This window comes from Sphaerochaeta sp. UBA5836 (assembly GCF_002432845.1).
In the GTDB taxonomy this organism is placed as follows: domain Bacteria; phylum Spirochaetota; class Spirochaetia; order Sphaerochaetales; family Sphaerochaetaceae; genus Sphaerochaeta.
In genome coordinates this window covers 1-16,800 of sequence record NZ_DJGW01000084.1, presented here as the reverse complement: position 1 = coordinate 16,800, position 16,800 = coordinate 1, and the positions used below count along the sequence as shown (strand labels likewise).

18 protein-coding genes are annotated in these 16,800 nt (G+C 52.0%); 9 read left to right on the top strand and 9 right to left on the bottom strand.

What is annotated here, in order from left to right; all coding sequences use genetic code 11:
• Positions 1 to 107 precede the first annotated feature (107 nt).
• From B3F49_RS07495 to B3F49_RS07460, 8 genes are all read left to right on the top strand, one after another.
• Positions 108 to 1,106, top strand: coding sequence for an ABC transporter substrate-binding protein (locus B3F49_RS07495; RefSeq protein ID WP_293910153.1), 999 nt, complete (start codon positions 108 to 110; stop codon positions 1,104 to 1,106).
• 68 nt (positions 1,107 to 1,174) lie between these two features.
• A complete protein-coding gene (locus tag B3F49_RS07490) occupies positions 1,175 to 2,125 on the top strand; it encodes an ABC transporter permease (protein ID WP_293890710.1) in 951 nt (316 codons plus the stop codon).
• Positions 2,118 to 2,909 (top strand): ABC transporter ATP-binding protein, encoded by a 792-nt coding sequence (locus B3F49_RS07485; RefSeq protein ID WP_293890707.1) that lies wholly within the window; start codon positions 2,118 to 2,120, stop codon positions 2,907 to 2,909. Before B3F49_RS07490 ends, B3F49_RS07485 begins: the two co-directional genes overlap by 8 nt.
• A gap of 79 nt (positions 2,910 to 2,988) precedes the next feature.
• Complete coding sequence (locus tag B3F49_RS07480; protein WP_293910151.1) at positions 2,989 to 4,335, top strand: MATE family efflux transporter; 1,347 nt, start codon at positions 2,989 to 2,991, stop codon at positions 4,333 to 4,335.
• Between the two features lie 202 nt (positions 4,336 to 4,537).
• Positions 4,538 to 5,617 carry a multiple monosaccharide ABC transporter substrate-binding protein gene (gene chvE, locus B3F49_RS07475; RefSeq protein ID WP_293890701.1) on the top strand — a complete coding sequence of 360 codons (1,080 nt, stop codon included), beginning with the start codon at positions 4,538 to 4,540 and terminating at the stop codon, positions 5,615 to 5,617.
• 56 nt (positions 5,618 to 5,673) lie between these two features.
• On the top strand, positions 5,674 to 7,218 hold the full coding sequence (mmsA, locus tag B3F49_RS07470; RefSeq protein WP_293890698.1) for a multiple monosaccharide ABC transporter ATP-binding protein: 1,545 nt from the start codon (positions 5,674 to 5,676) through the stop codon (positions 7,216 to 7,218).
• Positions 7,215 to 8,396 carry a multiple monosaccharide ABC transporter permease gene (mmsB, locus tag B3F49_RS07465; protein WP_293890695.1) on the top strand — a complete coding sequence of 394 codons (1,182 nt, stop codon included), beginning with the start codon at positions 7,215 to 7,217 and terminating at the stop codon, positions 8,394 to 8,396. The genes mmsA and mmsB overlap by 4 nt, the downstream gene beginning before the upstream one ends.
• 52 nt (positions 8,397 to 8,448) lie before the next feature.
• Positions 8,449 to 9,480, top strand: a complete 1,032-nt coding sequence (locus tag B3F49_RS07460) for a LacI family DNA-binding transcriptional regulator (RefSeq protein ID WP_293910149.1) — start codon at positions 8,449 to 8,451, stop codon at positions 9,478 to 9,480.
• Between the two features lie 2 nt (positions 9,481 to 9,482).
• On the opposite strand, the gene rsfS is transcribed toward B3F49_RS07460, so the two are convergent.
• The 7 genes from rsfS to rplU are packed head-to-tail and all read right to left on the bottom strand — an operon-like array spanning position 9,483 to position 13,297.
• Entirely contained in the window at positions 9,483 to 9,821 is a 339-nt protein-coding gene (gene rsfS, locus B3F49_RS07455; RefSeq protein WP_293890689.1) for a ribosome silencing factor, read from the bottom strand.
• 6 nt (positions 9,822 to 9,827) lie between these two features.
• Positions 9,828 to 10,409, bottom strand: coding sequence for a hypothetical protein (locus B3F49_RS07450; protein WP_293890686.1), 582 nt, complete (start codon positions 10,407 to 10,409; stop codon positions 9,828 to 9,830).
• The gene (gene yqeK, locus B3F49_RS07445; protein WP_293890683.1) at positions 10,406 to 10,990 is read right to left on the bottom strand and encodes a bis(5'-nucleosyl)-tetraphosphatase (symmetrical) YqeK; all 585 of its coding nucleotides are present in this window, start codon (positions 10,988 to 10,990) and stop codon (positions 10,406 to 10,408) included. Before yqeK ends, B3F49_RS07450 begins: the two co-directional genes overlap by 4 nt.
• Entirely contained in the window at positions 10,959 to 11,594 is a 636-nt protein-coding gene (gene nadD, locus B3F49_RS07440; protein ID WP_293910147.1) for a nicotinate (nicotinamide) nucleotide adenylyltransferase, read from the bottom strand. The genes yqeK and nadD overlap by 32 nt, the downstream gene beginning before the upstream one ends.
• Before the next feature lie 10 nt (positions 11,595 to 11,604).
• A complete protein-coding gene (gene obgE, locus B3F49_RS07435; protein ID WP_293890677.1) occupies positions 11,605 to 12,687 on the bottom strand; it encodes a GTPase ObgE in 1,083 nt (360 codons plus the stop codon).
• 31 nt (positions 12,688 to 12,718) lie between these two features.
• Complete coding sequence (rpmA, locus tag B3F49_RS07430; protein WP_244771398.1) at positions 12,719 to 12,970, bottom strand: 50S ribosomal protein L27; 252 nt, start codon at positions 12,968 to 12,970, stop codon at positions 12,719 to 12,721.
• Between the two features lie 12 nt (positions 12,971 to 12,982).
• On the bottom strand, positions 12,983 to 13,297 hold the full coding sequence (gene rplU / locus B3F49_RS07425) for a 50S ribosomal protein L21 (RefSeq protein WP_293890672.1): 315 nt from the start codon (positions 13,295 to 13,297) through the stop codon (positions 12,983 to 12,985).
• Between the two features lie 144 nt (positions 13,298 to 13,441).
• Here rplU and B3F49_RS07420 point away from each other — a divergent pair, with 144 nt between their 5' ends.
• Positions 13,442 to 14,017 (top strand): TetR/AcrR family transcriptional regulator, encoded by a 576-nt coding sequence (locus B3F49_RS07420; RefSeq protein ID WP_293890669.1) that lies wholly within the window; start codon positions 13,442 to 13,444, stop codon positions 14,015 to 14,017.
• Position 14,018: 1 nt separating this feature from the next.
• Here the strand turns inward: B3F49_RS07420 and argS are convergent, their stop codons facing one another.
• Entirely contained in the window at positions 14,019 to 15,782 is a 1,764-nt protein-coding gene (gene argS / locus B3F49_RS07415; protein WP_293890666.1) for an arginine--tRNA ligase, read from the bottom strand.
• A gap of 47 nt (positions 15,783 to 15,829) precedes the next feature.
• A partial coding sequence (locus B3F49_RS07410) for a biotin--[acetyl-CoA-carboxylase] ligase (RefSeq protein WP_293910145.1) occupies positions 15,830 to 16,800 on the bottom strand: 971 nt, incomplete at its 5' end.

Sequence of the window (16,800 nt, the reverse complement as noted above, 5' to 3'; positions counted from 1 at the left end):
AATCTATGAATTAATATTCCGCAATTTGCATAACCTGATTTACAAATGGTAAAAATAAGGCTATAGTTTTGCAAACGAAAAGGATTACCTGTTTTGGAGGAAATCAGATGAACATCACACGCCGCTCTCTGCTCACCCTTGCTCTCGTTCTCCTTCTGACTCTCAGCATCTTTGCTGCAGGGCAGACCGAAGCCAAAGCAAGCGCTACGTACAAGATTGGAGTCTCAAAGCTTCTCCCCCATCCAGCTCTCGACGCTGCCGAGAAAGGCTTGATGGATCACCTTGCCACCACCGGACTGTCGGTCTCCTTCGACTTGCAGAATGCCAATGGGGACATCTCAACCGCCTCCTCCATCGCTCAAAAGTTCAAGAGCGACAAGGTCGATGTTGCAGTAGGCATTGCAACTCCCTCAGCTCAGGCCCTTGCCCAGGTTTTCCCCGTCTCTTCCGGCACCCCGGTCGTATTCAGTGCCGTCACCGATGCCGATGAGGCTGGATTGGTGGCCGCAAATATCGCCGGTGTTTCCGACAAGAACCCGGTCGATGAGCAGATCAAGCTCTTGATCGACATAACCGGAGCCAAGCGCATCGGCAACATCTACGCTTCAGGTGAAGCCAATGGCGTGGTCCTCATGGAAATGGCAAAAGCCGCCTGCCAGAAGTACGGTGTTGAATTCGTTACAAGCGCGATCAGCAATTCCAGCGAAGTCAAAATGGCCGCCCAGTCGATCATCGACCGTGTCGATGCCATATACATCGCCACCGACAACGCAGTCATCAGCGCACTTGCTTCGATCGATGATGTCACCACCAAGGCCAACAAGGTGCTCTTCAGTGCCGATCCCAGTGGTATTGAAGGGTTGAATGCCATGATTGCATGGGGCTTCGACTACTACAGCATCGGCATCGAGACCGGCAAGGTCATCGAGAGGATACTCAAGGGTGAAGAGGCAGGCTCGATTGGAACCGTCTATATCACCGATCCGACCAAGTTTGAACTGTGGTTCAATCTTGATACCGCCAAGAAGCTTGGCTATACTATTCCGCAGTCGCTGCAGGATGGTGCTGCTGTGCTCATCAAGGACGGAAAGAAAATCAGTCAGTAGATATGGCTGGACTAGTAATCGCCGGACTTGTAGAAGACCGGCGATTTTTTCTGCGTAAGGGGTTTTACATGATTGAAGGTATTTTTGTTGATGGCTTGATCTTTTCGATCATGGTCATCGGTATTCTCATCTCCTACCGTATTCTTGATTTTGCCGACCTGACCTGTGACGGCTCGGTAGCCACCGGGGCTGCAGTGGCCACCATGAGCATTGTAGCCGGCTTTCCGATTTTTGTAGCACTGCTGCTCGCATTCCTCTCCGGGGTCATCGCCGGTATGATAACGGCGGCAATCCACAACAAACTGAAAATTCCCGGTCTGTTGGCCGGTATCCTTACCATGACCATGCTCTATTCCATCAACCTGAGAGTGCTGGGCAACAAGGCAAACGTCCCCCTCCTCAGGGTTGAGACCATGTACTCCAAGCTTCCAAAAATTTTCAGTTCCATTCCCGGCGAATGGGCGGCGCTTCTTGGAACCCTGCTCGTCGTACTGTTTGTGAAAGTGTTGATTGACATTTTCTTCCGTACCGACTTGGGAGTTTCGATGGGGGCCATGGGCGGAAACGAGCAAATGGTAATCAGCCAGGGCATCAATCCCGATGTTCTAAAATTGATGGGAATCGGGCTTTCAAACGGCCTGATCGCTCTCTCGGGCGGACTTCTTGCCCAGTACCAGGGGTTTGCAGACGCCAACCTCGGCCAGGGCATGGTGGTCCAGGGTTTGGCCGCAATCATGATCGGTGAATTCCTTTTCTCCTCCAACCGCATCTCATTGCTCACCCTTCGTGCAATTCTGGGAGCGATCATCTACAAGGCTCTCATGTTCTTCGGACGCAAGTACGGCTATTTGGTGAACATCACCCCCAATGACTTCAAGTTGCTTACCGGCATCCTGGTCATCGCAAGTCTTTTCATTGCACAGACCCGGAGTGCAGCATCTTCTGCCGGGGCAAAGAAGAAAGCCATTGCAAGGTCGCAGGCCAGGCATGAGGCGAAGGAGGATTCCACCAATGCTTGATTTGAGCAACATCACCAAAGTATTCTATCCTGGAACGGTCAACGAGAAATTGGCTTTGGACAATATCAATCTGCATGTGAACAAAGGCGATGTTGTCTGTGTCGTCGGTTCCAACGGCTCGGGAAAATCCACCCTCTTCAACCTGATCAGCGGAACCTATCCGGTGACCAACGGCAAAATCATTTTCGACGGAACCGATGTGACGGCCAGCCCGGAATACAGGCGGGCCATGACGATCGGACGCATTTTCCAGGACCCGACCAAGGGAACGGCTGCAAACATGTCCATCGAGGACAATATGATTACCGCCGAAACAAAGGGAATGAAGGGCTTGCGAATAAGCCTCAACAATGAAAAGCGGGAACAGTTCCGCTCTCTTCTGCAACTGATTGGTCTGCAGGACAGGCTCAAGGACAATGTCGGGCTCCTCAGCGGTGGCCAACGCCAGGCACTCACACTGCTTATGACTGTCATGAGCAAGCCCAAAATGCTGCTGCTCGACGAGCATACCGCAGCCCTCGATCCGCGTAATGCCCAGATAGTCATGGACCTCACCGAGCGCTTTATCGCCGAGTACAAGCTCACCGCCTTGATGGTAACGCATAATATGCAGTTCGCCATTGATTTCGGCAACCGTCTGATCATGATGGACGAAGGGACCATCATCCTGGATGTCCAGGGTGAGGAAAAGTCGAATCTCACCGTGGAAGAACTGGTCAGGCTCTTCAAGAATCTAAGGAACAAGACCTATGCCAACGACGAGGCATTACTGACGAAGGAGTAAAAGATCCAAAGGTGCTTGCCTCCTTTGGGTGTTCAGCCTAAGATAGGGCGAGGACCAGTTTGTGAAAGTCAATAAGCCAATGCAAGCGGCGTCAGAGCCAATGTTCACCCGCCGCTTTTTGTATACCCTGATCATTCCCTTGGTGATCGAGCAATTTCTTGCCGTCACCATCGGCATGGCCGACACCGTCATGGTTGCCTCGTCAGGGGAGGCGGCGGTAAGTGCCATCAGTTTGGTCGATTCCATCACCATTTTGGTGGTCACTTTATTTGCAGCATTCGCCACCGGGGGTGCTGTTGTTTCAAGTCAGTACCTGGGTAGAAAGGACTATGCATCGGCCAATAGTGCTGCAAAGCAGTTGTTGGTGCTCTCGGTGGTGGTCTCAACCATCATGATGCTGCTGTGCCTCCCGTTTCGCCGTCAAATCATCAGCTTCATCTTCGGCTCGATCGAGGAGCAGGTCCTTTCCAACGGCTCCACCTATTTCCTCTATATTCTTGTATCCCTCCCCTTTTTAGCCACCTACAACGCCTGTGCCTCCCTCTTCAGGTCAATGGGCAACAGCAAAGTAAACCTATGGGTGAGCATCATCATGAACCTTGTCAATGTGATAGGTAACGCCTATTTCATTTTCAGTCTCAAACTGGGTGTCACCGGAGCTGGACTTGCAACACTGCTGAGCAGGATCATCGGCTCGACGATCATCCTCATTCTCATTGCCAATCCGATGAATGTAATTTCAATCCGAAATTATCGAAGGCTTGAGTGGCGCACGGAGATGATTAAACGCATACTTCGCATAGGCATCCCTACCGGTATAGAGGGTTCGGTATTCCAGATCGGCAAGCTCCTTGTCCAAGGCTTCATCGCTGTTTTCGGGACAGCTTCCATCGCAGCAAACGCAATTTCAGGCTCAGTCACCTCGTTCATCAATATCCCGGGCGGAGCCATAGGGCTCGCCTCAATAACGGTCATCGGCCAAGCTATCGGCGCAAAGCGTCCAGACCAGGCTGTCCACTACGGCAAGCTTCTCCTCCTCATCACCTATATCGCCATGACTGCACTCGCCATTCCAGGATATTTTCTCACACCCTCGATCGTCAAGATCTTCAATCTCTCCGCAGATGCAACCGCGATGGCAAGCAATGTCATTCGCATCACCATGATCTTCAGCGCCACCATTTGGCCGACAGCCTTCGCACTCCCCAATTTTCTCAGGGCCGCCGGTGATGCAAAATTCACCATGGTGGTTTCCATGTTCAGCATGTGGGCTTTCCGGGTTGCCATGAGCTATTTCCTTGCCATCACCCTGAACTGGGGTATTTATGGCGTATGGGCAGGTATGTACATCGACTGGTTCAGCCGAAGCATTTTCTTCATTGTCCGATTCTTCGGCGGCAAGTGGAAAACTAAACGCGTCATATAGGCTCTTCTGTATGATTGTCGGTAAAATTCCATTATCACCCTTTACAAATCTGAAAAGTGGGCTATCATATACTTGAATGTGCCCGGGCACTACGCAGAACATTGAATAGTTCTTCCTCTAGTTGTCAGCATCCGTCCTACGTATACCCCCCTTTACCGTCATGGTCAATCACTGGAGTAATCCAGAAAAAAAGGAGTCGTATATGAAAAAGAGTTTATGTGTCCTCTTGATCGTGTTGCTCACTGTAGCAACTCTCTTCGGAGCAGGAACAAAAGAAGATGCCTCTGTCATCAAGATCGGCGTTTCCATGCCCACCCAGAGCCTCCAGCGCTGGAATCAGGATGGGGCGAACATGAAGAGCCAGCTCGAAGCAGCAGGGTACAAGGTTGACTTGCAGTATGCAGGCGACAATGATATCCCCACCCAGGTTGCCCAGATTGAGAACATGATCACCACCGGTTGCAAGGTGTTGGTCATCGCTTCCATCGATGGATCGGCGCTGAGTGAAGTCCTGAAGCAGGCAAAAGCAAAGGACATCGCAGTCATTGCTTATGACCGCCTGATCATGAACACCGATGCCGTCACCTATTATGCCACCTTCGACAACTTCAAGGTCGGAACCATCCAGGGTACCTATATCCGCGATGCTCTGAAACTTGACAGCACCCCCGGCCCCTACTACATCGAGCTGTTCACCGGTTCTCCCGATGACAACAACATCAACTTCTTCTTTGGTGGTGCCATGTCGATTCTTGAGCCATACATCAAGAGCGGCAAGTTGATCGTCCGCTCCGGCCAGACCACCAAGGCCCAGGTTGCAACACTCAACTGGTCTACCGAAGAAGCCCAGAAGAGAATGGAAAACCTGATCACCGCGAACGGCTACGGCCCGAAGGGCAACCGCCTCGATGCAGTCTATTCTTCCAATGACTCCATCGCCAACGGTGTGACCAACGCTCTCGTTGCTGCAGGGTACACCAAGGACAACTTCCCGATCCTCACCGGTCAGGACTGCGACAAGCCTTCTGTAAAGAACATGATCCTGGGTCTGCAGAGCATGTCCATCTTCAAGGACACCCGCACCTTGGCAAGCAAGGTAGTCGAAATGGTCAATGCAATCGTCAAGGGCGAGAAAGTTGACATCAACGACACCGAGACCTACCACAATGGTGTGAAGGTTGTTCCTTCCTACCTGTGCGATCCTGTTTTTGCAACTGTTGACAACTACAAGGCTCTGTTGATCGACAGCGGCTACTACACTGAAGCTGATCTAAAGATCTGATTCTCCTTTGATCCTTTGCGGGCAACTTCGGTTGCCCGCATCTTTGGAGGTCCTTTTTGGAAACCCTATTACTGGAAATGAAACACATCACCAAGACCTTTCCCGGGGTCAGGGCTCTTCATGATGTGAACCTTCAAGTTCGTCCGGGAGAAATTCACGCCATAGTCGGAGAGAACGGGGCAGGCAAGTCCACACTGATGAACATCCTCAGTGGAGTCTATCCTGCTTCAACGTTTGATGGTGAAATTCTAGTGCATGGAAAACCTTGCCAATTCCACACCATCAAGGAAAGCGAGGAACAGGGAATCGTCATCATCCATCAGGAGTTGGCACTCGTTCCCTACCTCACCATTGCCGAGAACATGTTCTTGGGAAACGAGCAGGGCAGAATCTTTTCCATAGACTGGGACAAGACATACAGCCGTGCCGATGAGCTGCTTGCCTTGGTTGGACTTGAAGAGTCGAGCAAGACCGCCATCAAGGATATCGGGGTGGGAAAACAACAGCTCGTTGAGATTGCCAAGGCTTTGGCAAAGAATGTCAAGGTCCTCATCCTGGACGAGCCGACTGCATCCCTGAACGATACGGAGGCCAAGAAGCTGCTTGATCTGCTGCTGCAGTTCAAAGAGAGGGGAATGACCAGCATTCTCATCTCCCATAAGCTCAACGAAGTCTCCTATATTGCCGATCGCATCACCGTCATCCGTGATGGTGAAGTAATTACGACCATGGACAAAACCTTGGAAGCCTTCGATGAGAATAAGATCATCAAAGCCATGGTTGGCCGGAATATGAGCGACCGATTCCCCAAACGGAATGCCAAAATCGGTCCAGTTAGTCTTGAAGTAGAACATTGGACCGCTTATCACCCCATATACGAGGGGGTGAAAGTCTGTGAAGATATCAATCTCAAACTGCATCGGGGCGAAGTCGTCGGCATCAGCGGACTGATGGGATCGGGGCGTACGGAATTTGCCATGAGCCTCTTCGGAAAGAGTTACGGGCGCAATATCAGCGGAAAACTCAAGATAAACGGGAAGGAAGTCCAGCTGAATACCATCAAGAGCGCCATTCAAAACAAACTCGCCTATGTCACCGAGGACCGCAAAGGCAATGGTTTGATTCTCTCCAAGTCCATCATGCAAAACACCACCCTTGCAAAACTGGAAGCCATCAGCAAGCATCAGGTCATCGACCCGGATTTGGAGCTGAAGGTTGCAAAAGAGGTGAATGAGAAACTGCACACAAAATGCTCATCAGTCCTTGAGCAGGTGAACAACCTTTCAGGTGGGAACCAGCAGAAGGTCTTGCTGAGCAAATGGATTTTTGCAGAGCCCGATATCCTGTTGCTCGATGAACCGACAAGGGGAATCGATGTCGGGGCCAAGTACGAGATTTACTGCATCATCAATCAACTTGCCGAGGAAGGAAAGTCCATTCTCTTCATCTCGAGCGAAATGCCTGAGGTTCTTGGCATCTGCGACCGTATATACGTCCTCAGTGAAGGAAGGATAGTCGGGGAGATGCCGGGGTCCGAGGCAAGTCAGGAAAAAATCATGAAATGTATTGTACAGAACCAGAAAGGAGACCAACTGCCATGAGACACAGCCTAGGCATCAAAGACACGGTGAAGAAGAACTCCATGCTTATCGTTCTTCTGGCTACCATGCTTCTCTTCCAAGTGCTCATCAGCAGCAGTGGGAGGGGCTCCCTTTTCGCCCCTGCCAATATTTCCAACCTCATCAGCCAAAACGCGTATGTTGTAATTTTGGCGAGCGGCATGTTGCTGTGCATCCTCACCGGTGGAAACATCGATCTCTCGGTTGGTTCGGTTGTAGCACTGGTCGGAGCGCTGGCGGGAACACTGATCGTCAACCTGCATTGGAACATCTATCTGTCGATTGTGATTTGCCTGTTGGCAGGTCTGGCTATCGGGGCATGGCAGGGCTTCTGGATTGCGTATGTCCGCATTCCTCCCTTCATCACAACACTAGCAGGAATGCTGTTGTGGAGAGGCGTCGCCCTTTTGATCCTCAATGGATTGACCATCTCCCCCTTCCCCGCCGAGTACACCAGATACTTCAACAGCTTCCTCCCCAATACTGAGGATGGTGCAACCATTTTCTCGGTAACCGTCTTCGTAGGGGTCGTCATCTGTCTGATTTATGGTACTTGGACTTTTTTCGATCGGTATACGAAGAAAAAGAAGGGGTATGCAACCGAGCCGCTGACCATCACGTTGACCAAGGTCATCCTGCTTTCGATTGCTGTCCTGATAGTTTTTTCCCTGCTCGGCAGACACAAGGGTGTGCCGGTGGTCTTGATTCTCCTCGCAATCATCGTATTGGGCTACAGCTACTTCACCGCCCGCACGGTGCCGGGCAGACATCTCTATGCCATGGGCGGCAATGAAAAGGCTGCAAAACTTTCAGGTATCGATACCAACCGGGTCCTTTTCTTCGCATATACGAACATGGGATTCCTCTCTGCTGTTGCCGCCTTGGTGGGTGTGGCTCGTTTCAACTCGGCTGCTCCAACAGCCGGAACCAACTATGAGATGGATGCCATCGGCTCCTGCTTCATCGGCGGTGCAAGTGCCTATGGCGGAACCGGAACCATCGGAGGAGCAATCATCGGTGCAATTTTCATGGGTGTTCTGAACAATGGTATGTCCATTCTCGGTATTGACGCCAACTGGCAGAAAGCCGTAAAAGGTATCGTAGTACTAGCAGCGGTGGCATTTGATGTTATCAGTAAGAAACAGGTGAAATCGAACTAGACACTGTTGCCAAGTTGTATGTAGTAGCTTATTCTCTGCTAAAAGGACAACCATGGCTGTTACGATTAGGGATATTGCAAAGAAGGCTGGAGTATCCAGAGGGACGGTGGACCGGGTACTCCACAATAGGAAAGGCGTCAACGAAGAGGTTGCCTCCAGGGTTCGAACCATAGCCAACGAGCTGGGATTCATTCCTAATCTTGCCGGGAAAGCCTTGGCGACCCGCAAGCAACCTCTGAGGATCGGGTGCCTGCTTCCAAGCATCGGCAATCCGTTCTTTTCTGATGTCATTGCGGGCTTTAGGCAGGCTGAACGGGAACTCGCTGACTTTGGCGTCTCTGTCGACATTATGGAAGTGAAATCGTTTGATCGATCCGTTCACCTCGATGCCATCGAGACGCTGCAGAGCAAGCGCTATGACGGTCTGTGCATTACCACCATCAACGTAGAGCCGGTTATTGCGGCGATTGACAAGATTACCGAGGCCGGCACAACCGTTGTCACCGTCAATACAGATATCAGTGATACACATCGCCTGTGCTATGTCGGACCGGATTACTATCTCGGGGGAACAACGGCAAGCGGCCTGCTAAGCTTGGTTTGCAAGCAAATCGAGCAAAAAATCCTGATTGTCACCGGATCGTTCAATATCAAGGGGCACCAGGAGCGCATCAGAGGATTTCTGGAGGGACTGACAGAACGCAAGATGCCTCATACCATAGTCGACGTCATCGAGAGTCTTGATGACAACGATAAGGCATATGAGCGAACCCTCTCCTGCCTGAAAATGAATCCCGAGACCAACTGTCTCTACTTGACTGCGGCCGGTGTGCAGGGAGCATGTAAAGCTGTTCAGGAATTGGGAAAGGCAGGGATTATCCGCATTCTTTGCTTCGATGACATTCCAACCACAAAAACACTGATCAAGGAAGGAGTCATAACCTTCACCATTTGTCAGGAGCCTCAACGACAGGGCTACGATGCCATCCAGAAGCTGTTTTTTCATCTGATGAATCAGCAGGAGCCTGTCGTCGATACCATAACCAGAACCATCATCAAGATTCGGGAGAACCTTGACGATTGATCCTACCGTTCCCGTTTCTGCCAGAGTTTTTCCAATGAATAAAATTCCCTCAACTCGGGACTCATCAGATGGATTACAATATCGGAACAGTCGATGAGTTCCCAGCCATCACCGGCGGGATTCTTGTGTCGGTTGGCAACCTCAAGACCGAGATCGTTCAGTTCTCCCCAAATCTCATGGGCGACACCTTTGAGGTGGCCGACGCTGGAGACCGTGGCGATAATGAAACAATCAGCCCAAGAACACTCCTCCGATACATCAAGGATGCTTACATCCTTGCACTTATGGTCTTCAAGAAATTGGCCGATCGCCTGGGCATTAGCCAGTACCAAGTCATTCATTCTCATTTACTCCTTACGCTGGACGCGCCTGATTTCCTCTACATAACGCTTGAGATGGGCTCTCAGGAGCTCCCAGTCGGTATTCTGCGATAGTGCAAGACTCGTTCGCAAATCAAAGACAGTTGCTTGCTTGACTGTCTCAAGCATTCCAAACGGATCAGACTGACCAGTAATGGAAGCCAGTGTATCGGCCAGGAAGGTTTTCCTCAAGTGGCTTGCCCCTTCAGATAAGACTTCAAGGCAGAGTGCGGCATCAACGTCGCCGGCCGGTACTCCCCTGGCGGTTGCAGAGAGTGTTACAGCCAATTTGCCAAAGGAAACCAAGGAATCGTAGCTTGCCTGCCTCACATTCGATGACGGCAGCCCCACAAGCTGTACAACGGCCATGGCAGGGTCGGAGTGTGAGTAGGTTGCAAACCCGTCGACCACCGCTTGCGGCAGCAACAACACTGCCAGATGGTCGTTCTCGATCCAACTGACACAGGCAAGCTCTCCATCACTGAGCAGATATTCAGCTTCCACCAGGGAAGGGCTGCAGCTGCAAAATAGTGTACTGAACAGAGCGAGCATGAGTGCCAATTTGCTCAAAACTTCCCTCCGCTGCAAAGAAAACGATAGAGCTCTTCCGAGCAGGCACTTATTTGCTTGTCTTTCGAAGCCAAGTAAACCCTCTCTTGCTCCAAAACAGCCAAACAGAGCTCTTCGGGTGTGGCCAGAGCCAAAAGACGCTCCCTATCCTGCTGCCCAAGGTGCGTTCGATTTGGTTCAAGGTAATCGGAAACATACACCAAAAGACCCATGAGTCCCATATGGATGCTGCCCAGGGAGTGGTAGCGCACGGCTGTACACACCGCTTTGGAAAATCCTCTGGCTGAGAGCAGGGAAGCGGCAACCGGAGCATGCAGCAACACCGGATATTCGCGCTCCTCGCCCAACAGGTGCAGATTGTGTGCAAGTGCGTAATCGACCAACTGCTCCTTGCTCCACTCACGTGCCATGTCATGCATGAGCGCTGCAACATACAGCTCTGCTTGGTCGAGATGAAGCGAATATCTCGTATCGAGCTGCAGGCAGGTCTGTGCAACAGCCAGGCTGTGACGGTAGCGCCTCTCACTCAAACTCTCTTTCAGCTCAGCCTCAAGAGCGGTACAGCCGATGCTCTCGTACATAGCGGGCAACCTCCTTGGGCATCAAGCGCTCGATATCATCACCAAGTTCCTGCCGTCCTTGCAACTGTCTGCATCGATCCCTGATTATCGTGGAGCTGTCCTGCAGGAGGGGATTGTCCAGATACAGGACATCGGCACCGAGGTCGCCCAGCTTTTCAGCACTGCCTTCCCGCCTGATGACTACGAAGGTGACCAGTTCCTTCAATTGTTCATAGGCATGCCACCGGTTCAATCCCGAGAGCAGATCATCTCCCATGACCACGGCAAGCCTGCCCTGGATGGAGTATTGCAGATACAGGTATTTTACGGTGTCATAGGTGTAGGATACTCCGCCGCGCACCAGTTCGCAATCTTCGGCGATGAACTGGACCGGGGGGTCGTCTGGATACAATTGGGGGTAGGAAGCAAAACCAAGGCGGAGCATGTTCATGCGATGCTCTGCGGAAGCAGGATTTACATCCTGCTTGAAGTTGTTGCGTGCAACAGGTACGAAAATGAACCTTCTATAGTTGGTGGAGGTGACAACCGTATGAACCAGATGGAGATGCCCCAAATGTACGGGATCAAAGCTTCCGCCTACCATTGCAGTCGGTTCTGCTGCCAAAACAAGCCTCCTAGTGGCTTTCGTTCTCAGAAGGATAGTATGCATCAAGGTCGACCGTTGAGGAAAAGCCCCCTTGGGCGCCTTCATGCAAAGCCTTGCTTGCTGCATCCTCATTCCGGCTAACCATGCGTATGAAAGCCTGCCTCACATCCTCAACCCCCATCTCAAGGTAGACGCAGAGTCCGATGACCTCTTTGTCAGCGTACTTCTGCTTCAACTCCTCAAGCCTCTCTGCAGTCCCCGGTTCATCGAGTTTTGTCCCGATGATTACCTGCTGCTTATTCAATAGCTCAGGCTCGTACGCCTCAAGCTCCTTGCAAAGTATATCATAAGCATCCAGATACCGGTCATCCGAAAGATCGATCAGGAAGGCAAGACCAGCGGTCCTGCTGATATGCCTGAGAAACTTGATTCCCATGCCCGCTCCCTCGCTGGCCCCTTCAATGAGGCCGGGAATATCGGCGAGCACAATGTCGTGCTCACCGTAGCGCATCATGCCAAGCTGGGGAATCTTGGTGGTGAAGGGATACCCTGCCACCTTGGTACGTGCATTGGTAAGCATGTTCAGCAAACTCGACTTGCCTGCATTGGGAAACCCGACGAAGCCGATGTCGGCGATCACCAAAAGCTCCACACCGATGCGCATCTCTTCACCCTTTTCACCAGGTTGGGCGAAACGGGGAGCTTGACGGGTAGCTGTGCGAAAGTGATAGTTTCCCTGCCCGCCGCGGCCGCCTTTGAGAAAGACCCAGCGGTCGACACCGGTAAGGTCCTTGATGACCTCTCCGGTCTCGGCATTCTTGATGACGGTTCCGGGTGGAACAGGAATCTCGATGTCGACTCCATCACGACCGTAACACCGTTCACCACTGCCGTTTTTTCCGTTTTCTGCACGGTAGGTACGGACAAGCTTCAAGTGGGCGAGCGTTCTCAAGTTATGCTTGACGACAAATACGACATCCCCGCCTCGGCCGCCGTCGCCACCGTCCGGGCCTCCCTTGGGAACATACTTTTCCCGTCGGAAGGAAACACAACCGTTGCCCCCGTTTCCGGAGGCAACATCAAGATACGTCTCGTCTGAAAATCCAAACATGCATTCGTTATCTTCGGCTTTCGCCTATCGTTTACTCAGTTACGATGCTGATATACTTGCGGTTGTTTCTGCTGTGGAACAGAACAGTACCTTCAGCCTTTGCAAACAGCGTATAATCGGAACCGAGGCCTACATTCTGACCAGGATGGAACTTGGTTCCATGCTGGCGAACAAGGACTTCACCTGCTTTGACCAACTGGCCACCAAAGCGCTTCACACCCAGACGCTGGGAATTCGAATCGCGACCATTGCGGGAACTTCCGCCACCTTTCTTATGTGCCATCTTGCGTCCTCCTTATGCAATGATCTTGTCGATCGTGATCAGGGAGTACCGCTGGCGGTGACCCTGGGTCCTTTTATAGCCCTTGCGGCGCTTCTTTTTGAACACTCTGATCTTGTCACCCTTGAGTTCGCCTACCAGGGTCGCCTTGACCACTGCATCAGCTACATACGGGGTGCCAAACTTTGCATTGCTCTCATCCACAATGGCGAGAACGGTGGCGTACTCAAGGGAAGAACCTGCCTCACAGCTGCTGATATGATCAACCTGGACGGTTTCCCCTTCGACGGCCTTGTACTGCTTTCCGAGAATCTCTACAAGTGCGTACATGTCGATATTCATCCTTCGATTTAGTTTGTGCCTATCTCTTATACCACACTTGCAGATAAAGACTCAACAGTTTTTTAAAATAAGTGATTGAAAAACAAAGAAAAAGCTCTTGAAAAATTACCGACCGATAGGTTAGTATTGGCTATGCATACCACCTCGACCAAACAAAACCTCATCCTATCACTGCTTAAACTTGGCTCTGAACAAGGCTTGCAAGCCATATCGCTCTCGACCCTTGCAAAGGAAAACAAGATCAGCAAAGCTGCATTGTATCATCACTTTGCAAGCAGGGAAGCCATGATCGAGGAGCTGTTCTCCTATTGCAACACCCTCGCCTACCAGCAGATGGCTACCATCAGCCTATCAGGGAGCCCGGCCGAGGTCCTCAGTCGTGCAATGGATCACTGGCATGACCTGTATGCCAATGCACCGATGCGCTACTTCTACCGCATCATCCAAACAGAAGCCCTGACGCACCCGGCGGCGAAAGCAATACAGACAACCTTGGATGAGATGCTTCAAGGCCAAAGCAGAATTCTTCTGGAAAGCCTCAGTGAATCATCCCGGCTGGTCATCGAGGACATCGACCTTGCCGTTCTCACCTTCAGTTCCGTCGTCCAGCAGTTTCTCAGGCGGATACTCCTGGACGAAACAGAGGACCTGGAGTGGGAGGAGGAACGCTTCATCCAGAATTTCTGCACCCTCTACCAAGGCCGATGAATCACATCGATGCAAGAAACGGGATGCCGACCAGACCAAAGGCGTTCTTCAGCACCTGCAGGACCATTGTAGCGAGCTCGATGCGGCTGCGTACCAAATCAGGGGTGGCCGCCTTGAGCACCGGATTGTCGTGATACCAGCGGGAAAAGAGCTTGGACAAGTCATACAGGTAGGAGCAGAGCAAGGAAGGATCGTACGAAGCACCCGCCTTCCGGACCACCTCGGGATAGAGGGCGATCTGCTTGATCAACTCACGCTCATCACTGAGGGTGAGCAGGCTGCTGTCAAAGCCAAGCTTCTGGATGTCTGCATACTCACTCTCATACTTACGCAGCATGCTTGAGATTCTTGCACCCATGTACTGAAGATACGGACCCGTATTCCCGTTGAAAGAGATGGACTCGGCCGGATTGAAAATCATATCCTTGGTGGGAGTAACCTGCAACAGATAGTAGTTCAATGCCCCCAAGGCAATGCTTTGGCTGGTTTTCTCAATATCATCAACCAAGGCTTCGCGTTCCTTTGCCTCGATTTCCTTGCGGGCCAGCGACGTAAGGGTGTCTACCAACTCGTCTGCATCGACTACAGTCCCTTCCCTGCTCTTCATCTTCCCGTCCGGCAGGTTGACCATGCCGTAGGAGAGATGATGCAGGTCCTTGGCCCAGTCATAACCAAGCCGATCAAGGACATAGAAAAGAACCCGGAAATGGTACTGCTGTTCGCTGGCCACGACGTAAATGAGGGAATCAAACGGCCAATCCTTGTGGCGCATGATGGCCGTCCCAACGTCCTGGGTCATATAGAGACTGGTTCCATCCTTGCGAAGCAGAACCTTCTTATCAAGCTTGATAGGCTCGAGGTCGACCCATACCGAACCGTCCTCCTCGCGATAGAAGACTCCCTGTTCGAGGCCCTTGAGAATCTCATCCTTGCCGTACTTGTACGTTTCAGACTCATAGTAGTAGGCATCGAAACTGATACCCATCTTCTGGTAACTCTCGTGCAGGCCGTCGAGCGTCCAGCCGTTCATCAACTTCCATAGTTCGATAACCTGCTCATTGCCGGCCTCCCACTGCCTGAGCATCTCTTGGGCCTGGTCCTCAGCAGTAGGATCCTCCTTTGCCCACTGGGCAAACATCACATAGTACTTTCCAACCAGGTGGTCACCCTTGATGCCGCTGGATTGCGGGGTTTCCCCATTGCCGAACTTTTGGTAGGCAAGCATCGATTTGCAGATATGCACCCCGCGGTTGTTGATCAAGTTGACCTTGCGGACAGTCGCACCGTTTGCCTTGAGGATTGCGGCTACGCTTTCACCAAGGCTGTCGTTGCGCATATGGCCCAAATGCAACGGCTTGTTGGTATTCGGGCAGCTGAACTCAATGGTCACACGCTTTTCGGCCATACTCTTATTGGTTCCATAGAGCTCTTTTTGCTCGGACAGTTGCACAGAGAGCGCAGTGGCAAGGGCCGCCGTGTCGATGCGCACGTTCAGATACGGTCCGGCAACCAGCAAATCCCCCAACGGACGGTCTTCAACCTTCTCAAGGCGGGTCTTGAGGGAGGATGCAAGCATGGGAGGGGCGGTTCTCAGCATTTTTGCGTACGCAAAAAGCGGGAAAGCCAAATCACCCAGCTCGGGTTTCGGCGGCGTCTGAACAGCAAGGGGAGGAAGCTGTACATCCGTCCCAAACACTTCTTTTGCATAGAGAGCCAACTGTTCTTCAATGAGCGACTTCCAAGTCTCGCGTACGGCATCAAGCATCTGTTCGTTCCTTTCTCTGTAAATACCGACTATACACCAAAAAAAACTCAGACTTCAAGTCGAATGCTGATCTCGGCGGAGCTGAGCACACGCTGCATCCCATTTTCATCCTCCACAATCAGGTGGGCATCATCGTCGATTCCCACTGCTGTTGCAGAAAAAGCCTGCCTGCCTTGATGAACCGTAATGTTGCGGCCCAACAAGAGAGAGCGATCACGATACACCGACAAGAAGGAGCGGTCCGGCAACCTGGAAACCAATGCATGCAGGTTGTGCACCACCTCGGAGACCAGGGCATTTGCATCAAAGGAGGGCGGCACTGAAGCGGGACCGTCATACAACGAGGTCGCCAAAGGCCTCAGCTCTTCGGGAAAGGCGGCCTGCGGGATGCAGAAATTTATTCCGATGCCTACAACCACCGCACTCAGGCTTCCGCTCTCTACCCCCAACACCCCCTCGGTGAGGATCCCGCATACTTTTTTCCCTTCCCAATAGAGGTCGTTGACCCACTTGATCCGACACTGTTTGCCACTGACATGTTCTATAGCCTCCAAGGCAGCCACACTGGCGGCACTGGTGATGAGTTGCGCCGATTCCAAGGTGAACCCCATCGGCAGCAGGACACTGAGATAAAGGCCTCCCTTCGGGCTGAAAAAGGTACGGCCGAGCCTTCCCCTGCCTCCGCTCTGATAGGTTGCAACAACTACAGCCGGTCGTTGCCCGTGTTCGGAAGCAAGGACTTTCGCATAGCGGTTGGTTGAGTCGAGCGAATCGAAAAGATGTACTTCGAAGGAAGGAAGCAACCCAGCCAATCGTTCCTTGTTCAGCAGGGTGGTGGCGGTCAACAACCGGTAGCCCCTGCGGGAGATGCCTTCGATGACATGGCCTTGGTCACGCAGGCTCTCCATGGCTTTCCACACGGCGCTTCGGCTAATGCCCAACCCTGTGGCAAGCTCTTGGCCTGAAAGATAGCGATCGCGGTTCTGTTCCAAAAGATGGAGTACTGTTTGCTCACTTG

Excerpts from the sequence above, each read along its gene's own strand:
- B3F49_RS07495 (WP_293910153.1), top strand. The coding sequence starts at position 108 with ATGAACATCACACGCCGCTCTCTGCTCACCCTTGCTCTCGTTCTCCTT.
- B3F49_RS07490 (WP_293890710.1), top strand. The coding sequence starts at position 1,175 with ATGATTGAAGGTATTTTTGTTGATGGCTTGATCTTTTCGATCATGGTC.
- B3F49_RS07485 (WP_293890707.1), top strand. The coding sequence starts at position 2,118 with ATGCTTGATTTGAGCAACATCACCAAAGTATTCTATCCTGGAACGGTC.
- B3F49_RS07480 (WP_293910151.1), top strand. The coding sequence starts at position 2,989 with ATGCAAGCGGCGTCAGAGCCAATGTTCACCCGCCGCTTTTTGTATACC.
- chvE (WP_293890701.1), top strand. The coding sequence starts at position 4,538 with ATGAAAAAGAGTTTATGTGTCCTCTTGATCGTGTTGCTCACTGTAGCA.
- mmsB (WP_293890695.1), top strand. The coding sequence starts at position 7,215 with ATGAGACACAGCCTAGGCATCAAAGACACGGTGAAGAAGAACTCCATG.
- B3F49_RS07460 (WP_293910149.1), top strand. The coding sequence starts at position 8,449 with ATGGCTGTTACGATTAGGGATATTGCAAAGAAGGCTGGAGTATCCAGA.
- rsfS (WP_293890689.1), bottom strand. The coding sequence starts at position 9,821 with ATGAATGACTTGGTACTGGCTAATGCCCAGGCGATCGGCCAATTTCTT.
- yqeK (WP_293890683.1), bottom strand. The coding sequence starts at position 10,990 with ATGTACGAGAGCATCGGCTGTACCGCTCTTGAGGCTGAGCTGAAAGAG.
- obgE (WP_293890677.1), bottom strand. The coding sequence starts at position 12,687 with ATGTTTGGATTTTCAGACGAGACGTATCTTGATGTTGCCTCCGGAAAC.
- rpmA (WP_244771398.1), bottom strand. The coding sequence starts at position 12,970 with ATGGCACATAAGAAAGGTGGCGGAAGTTCCCGCAATGGTCGCGATTCG.
- rplU (WP_293890672.1), bottom strand. The coding sequence starts at position 13,297 with ATGTACGCACTTGTAGAGATTCTCGGAAAGCAGTACAAGGCCGTCGAA.
- B3F49_RS07420 (WP_293890669.1), top strand. The coding sequence starts at position 13,442 with ATGCATACCACCTCGACCAAACAAAACCTCATCCTATCACTGCTTAAA.
- argS (WP_293890666.1), bottom strand. The coding sequence starts at position 15,782 with ATGCTTGATGCCGTACGCGAGACTTGGAAGTCGCTCATTGAAGAACAG.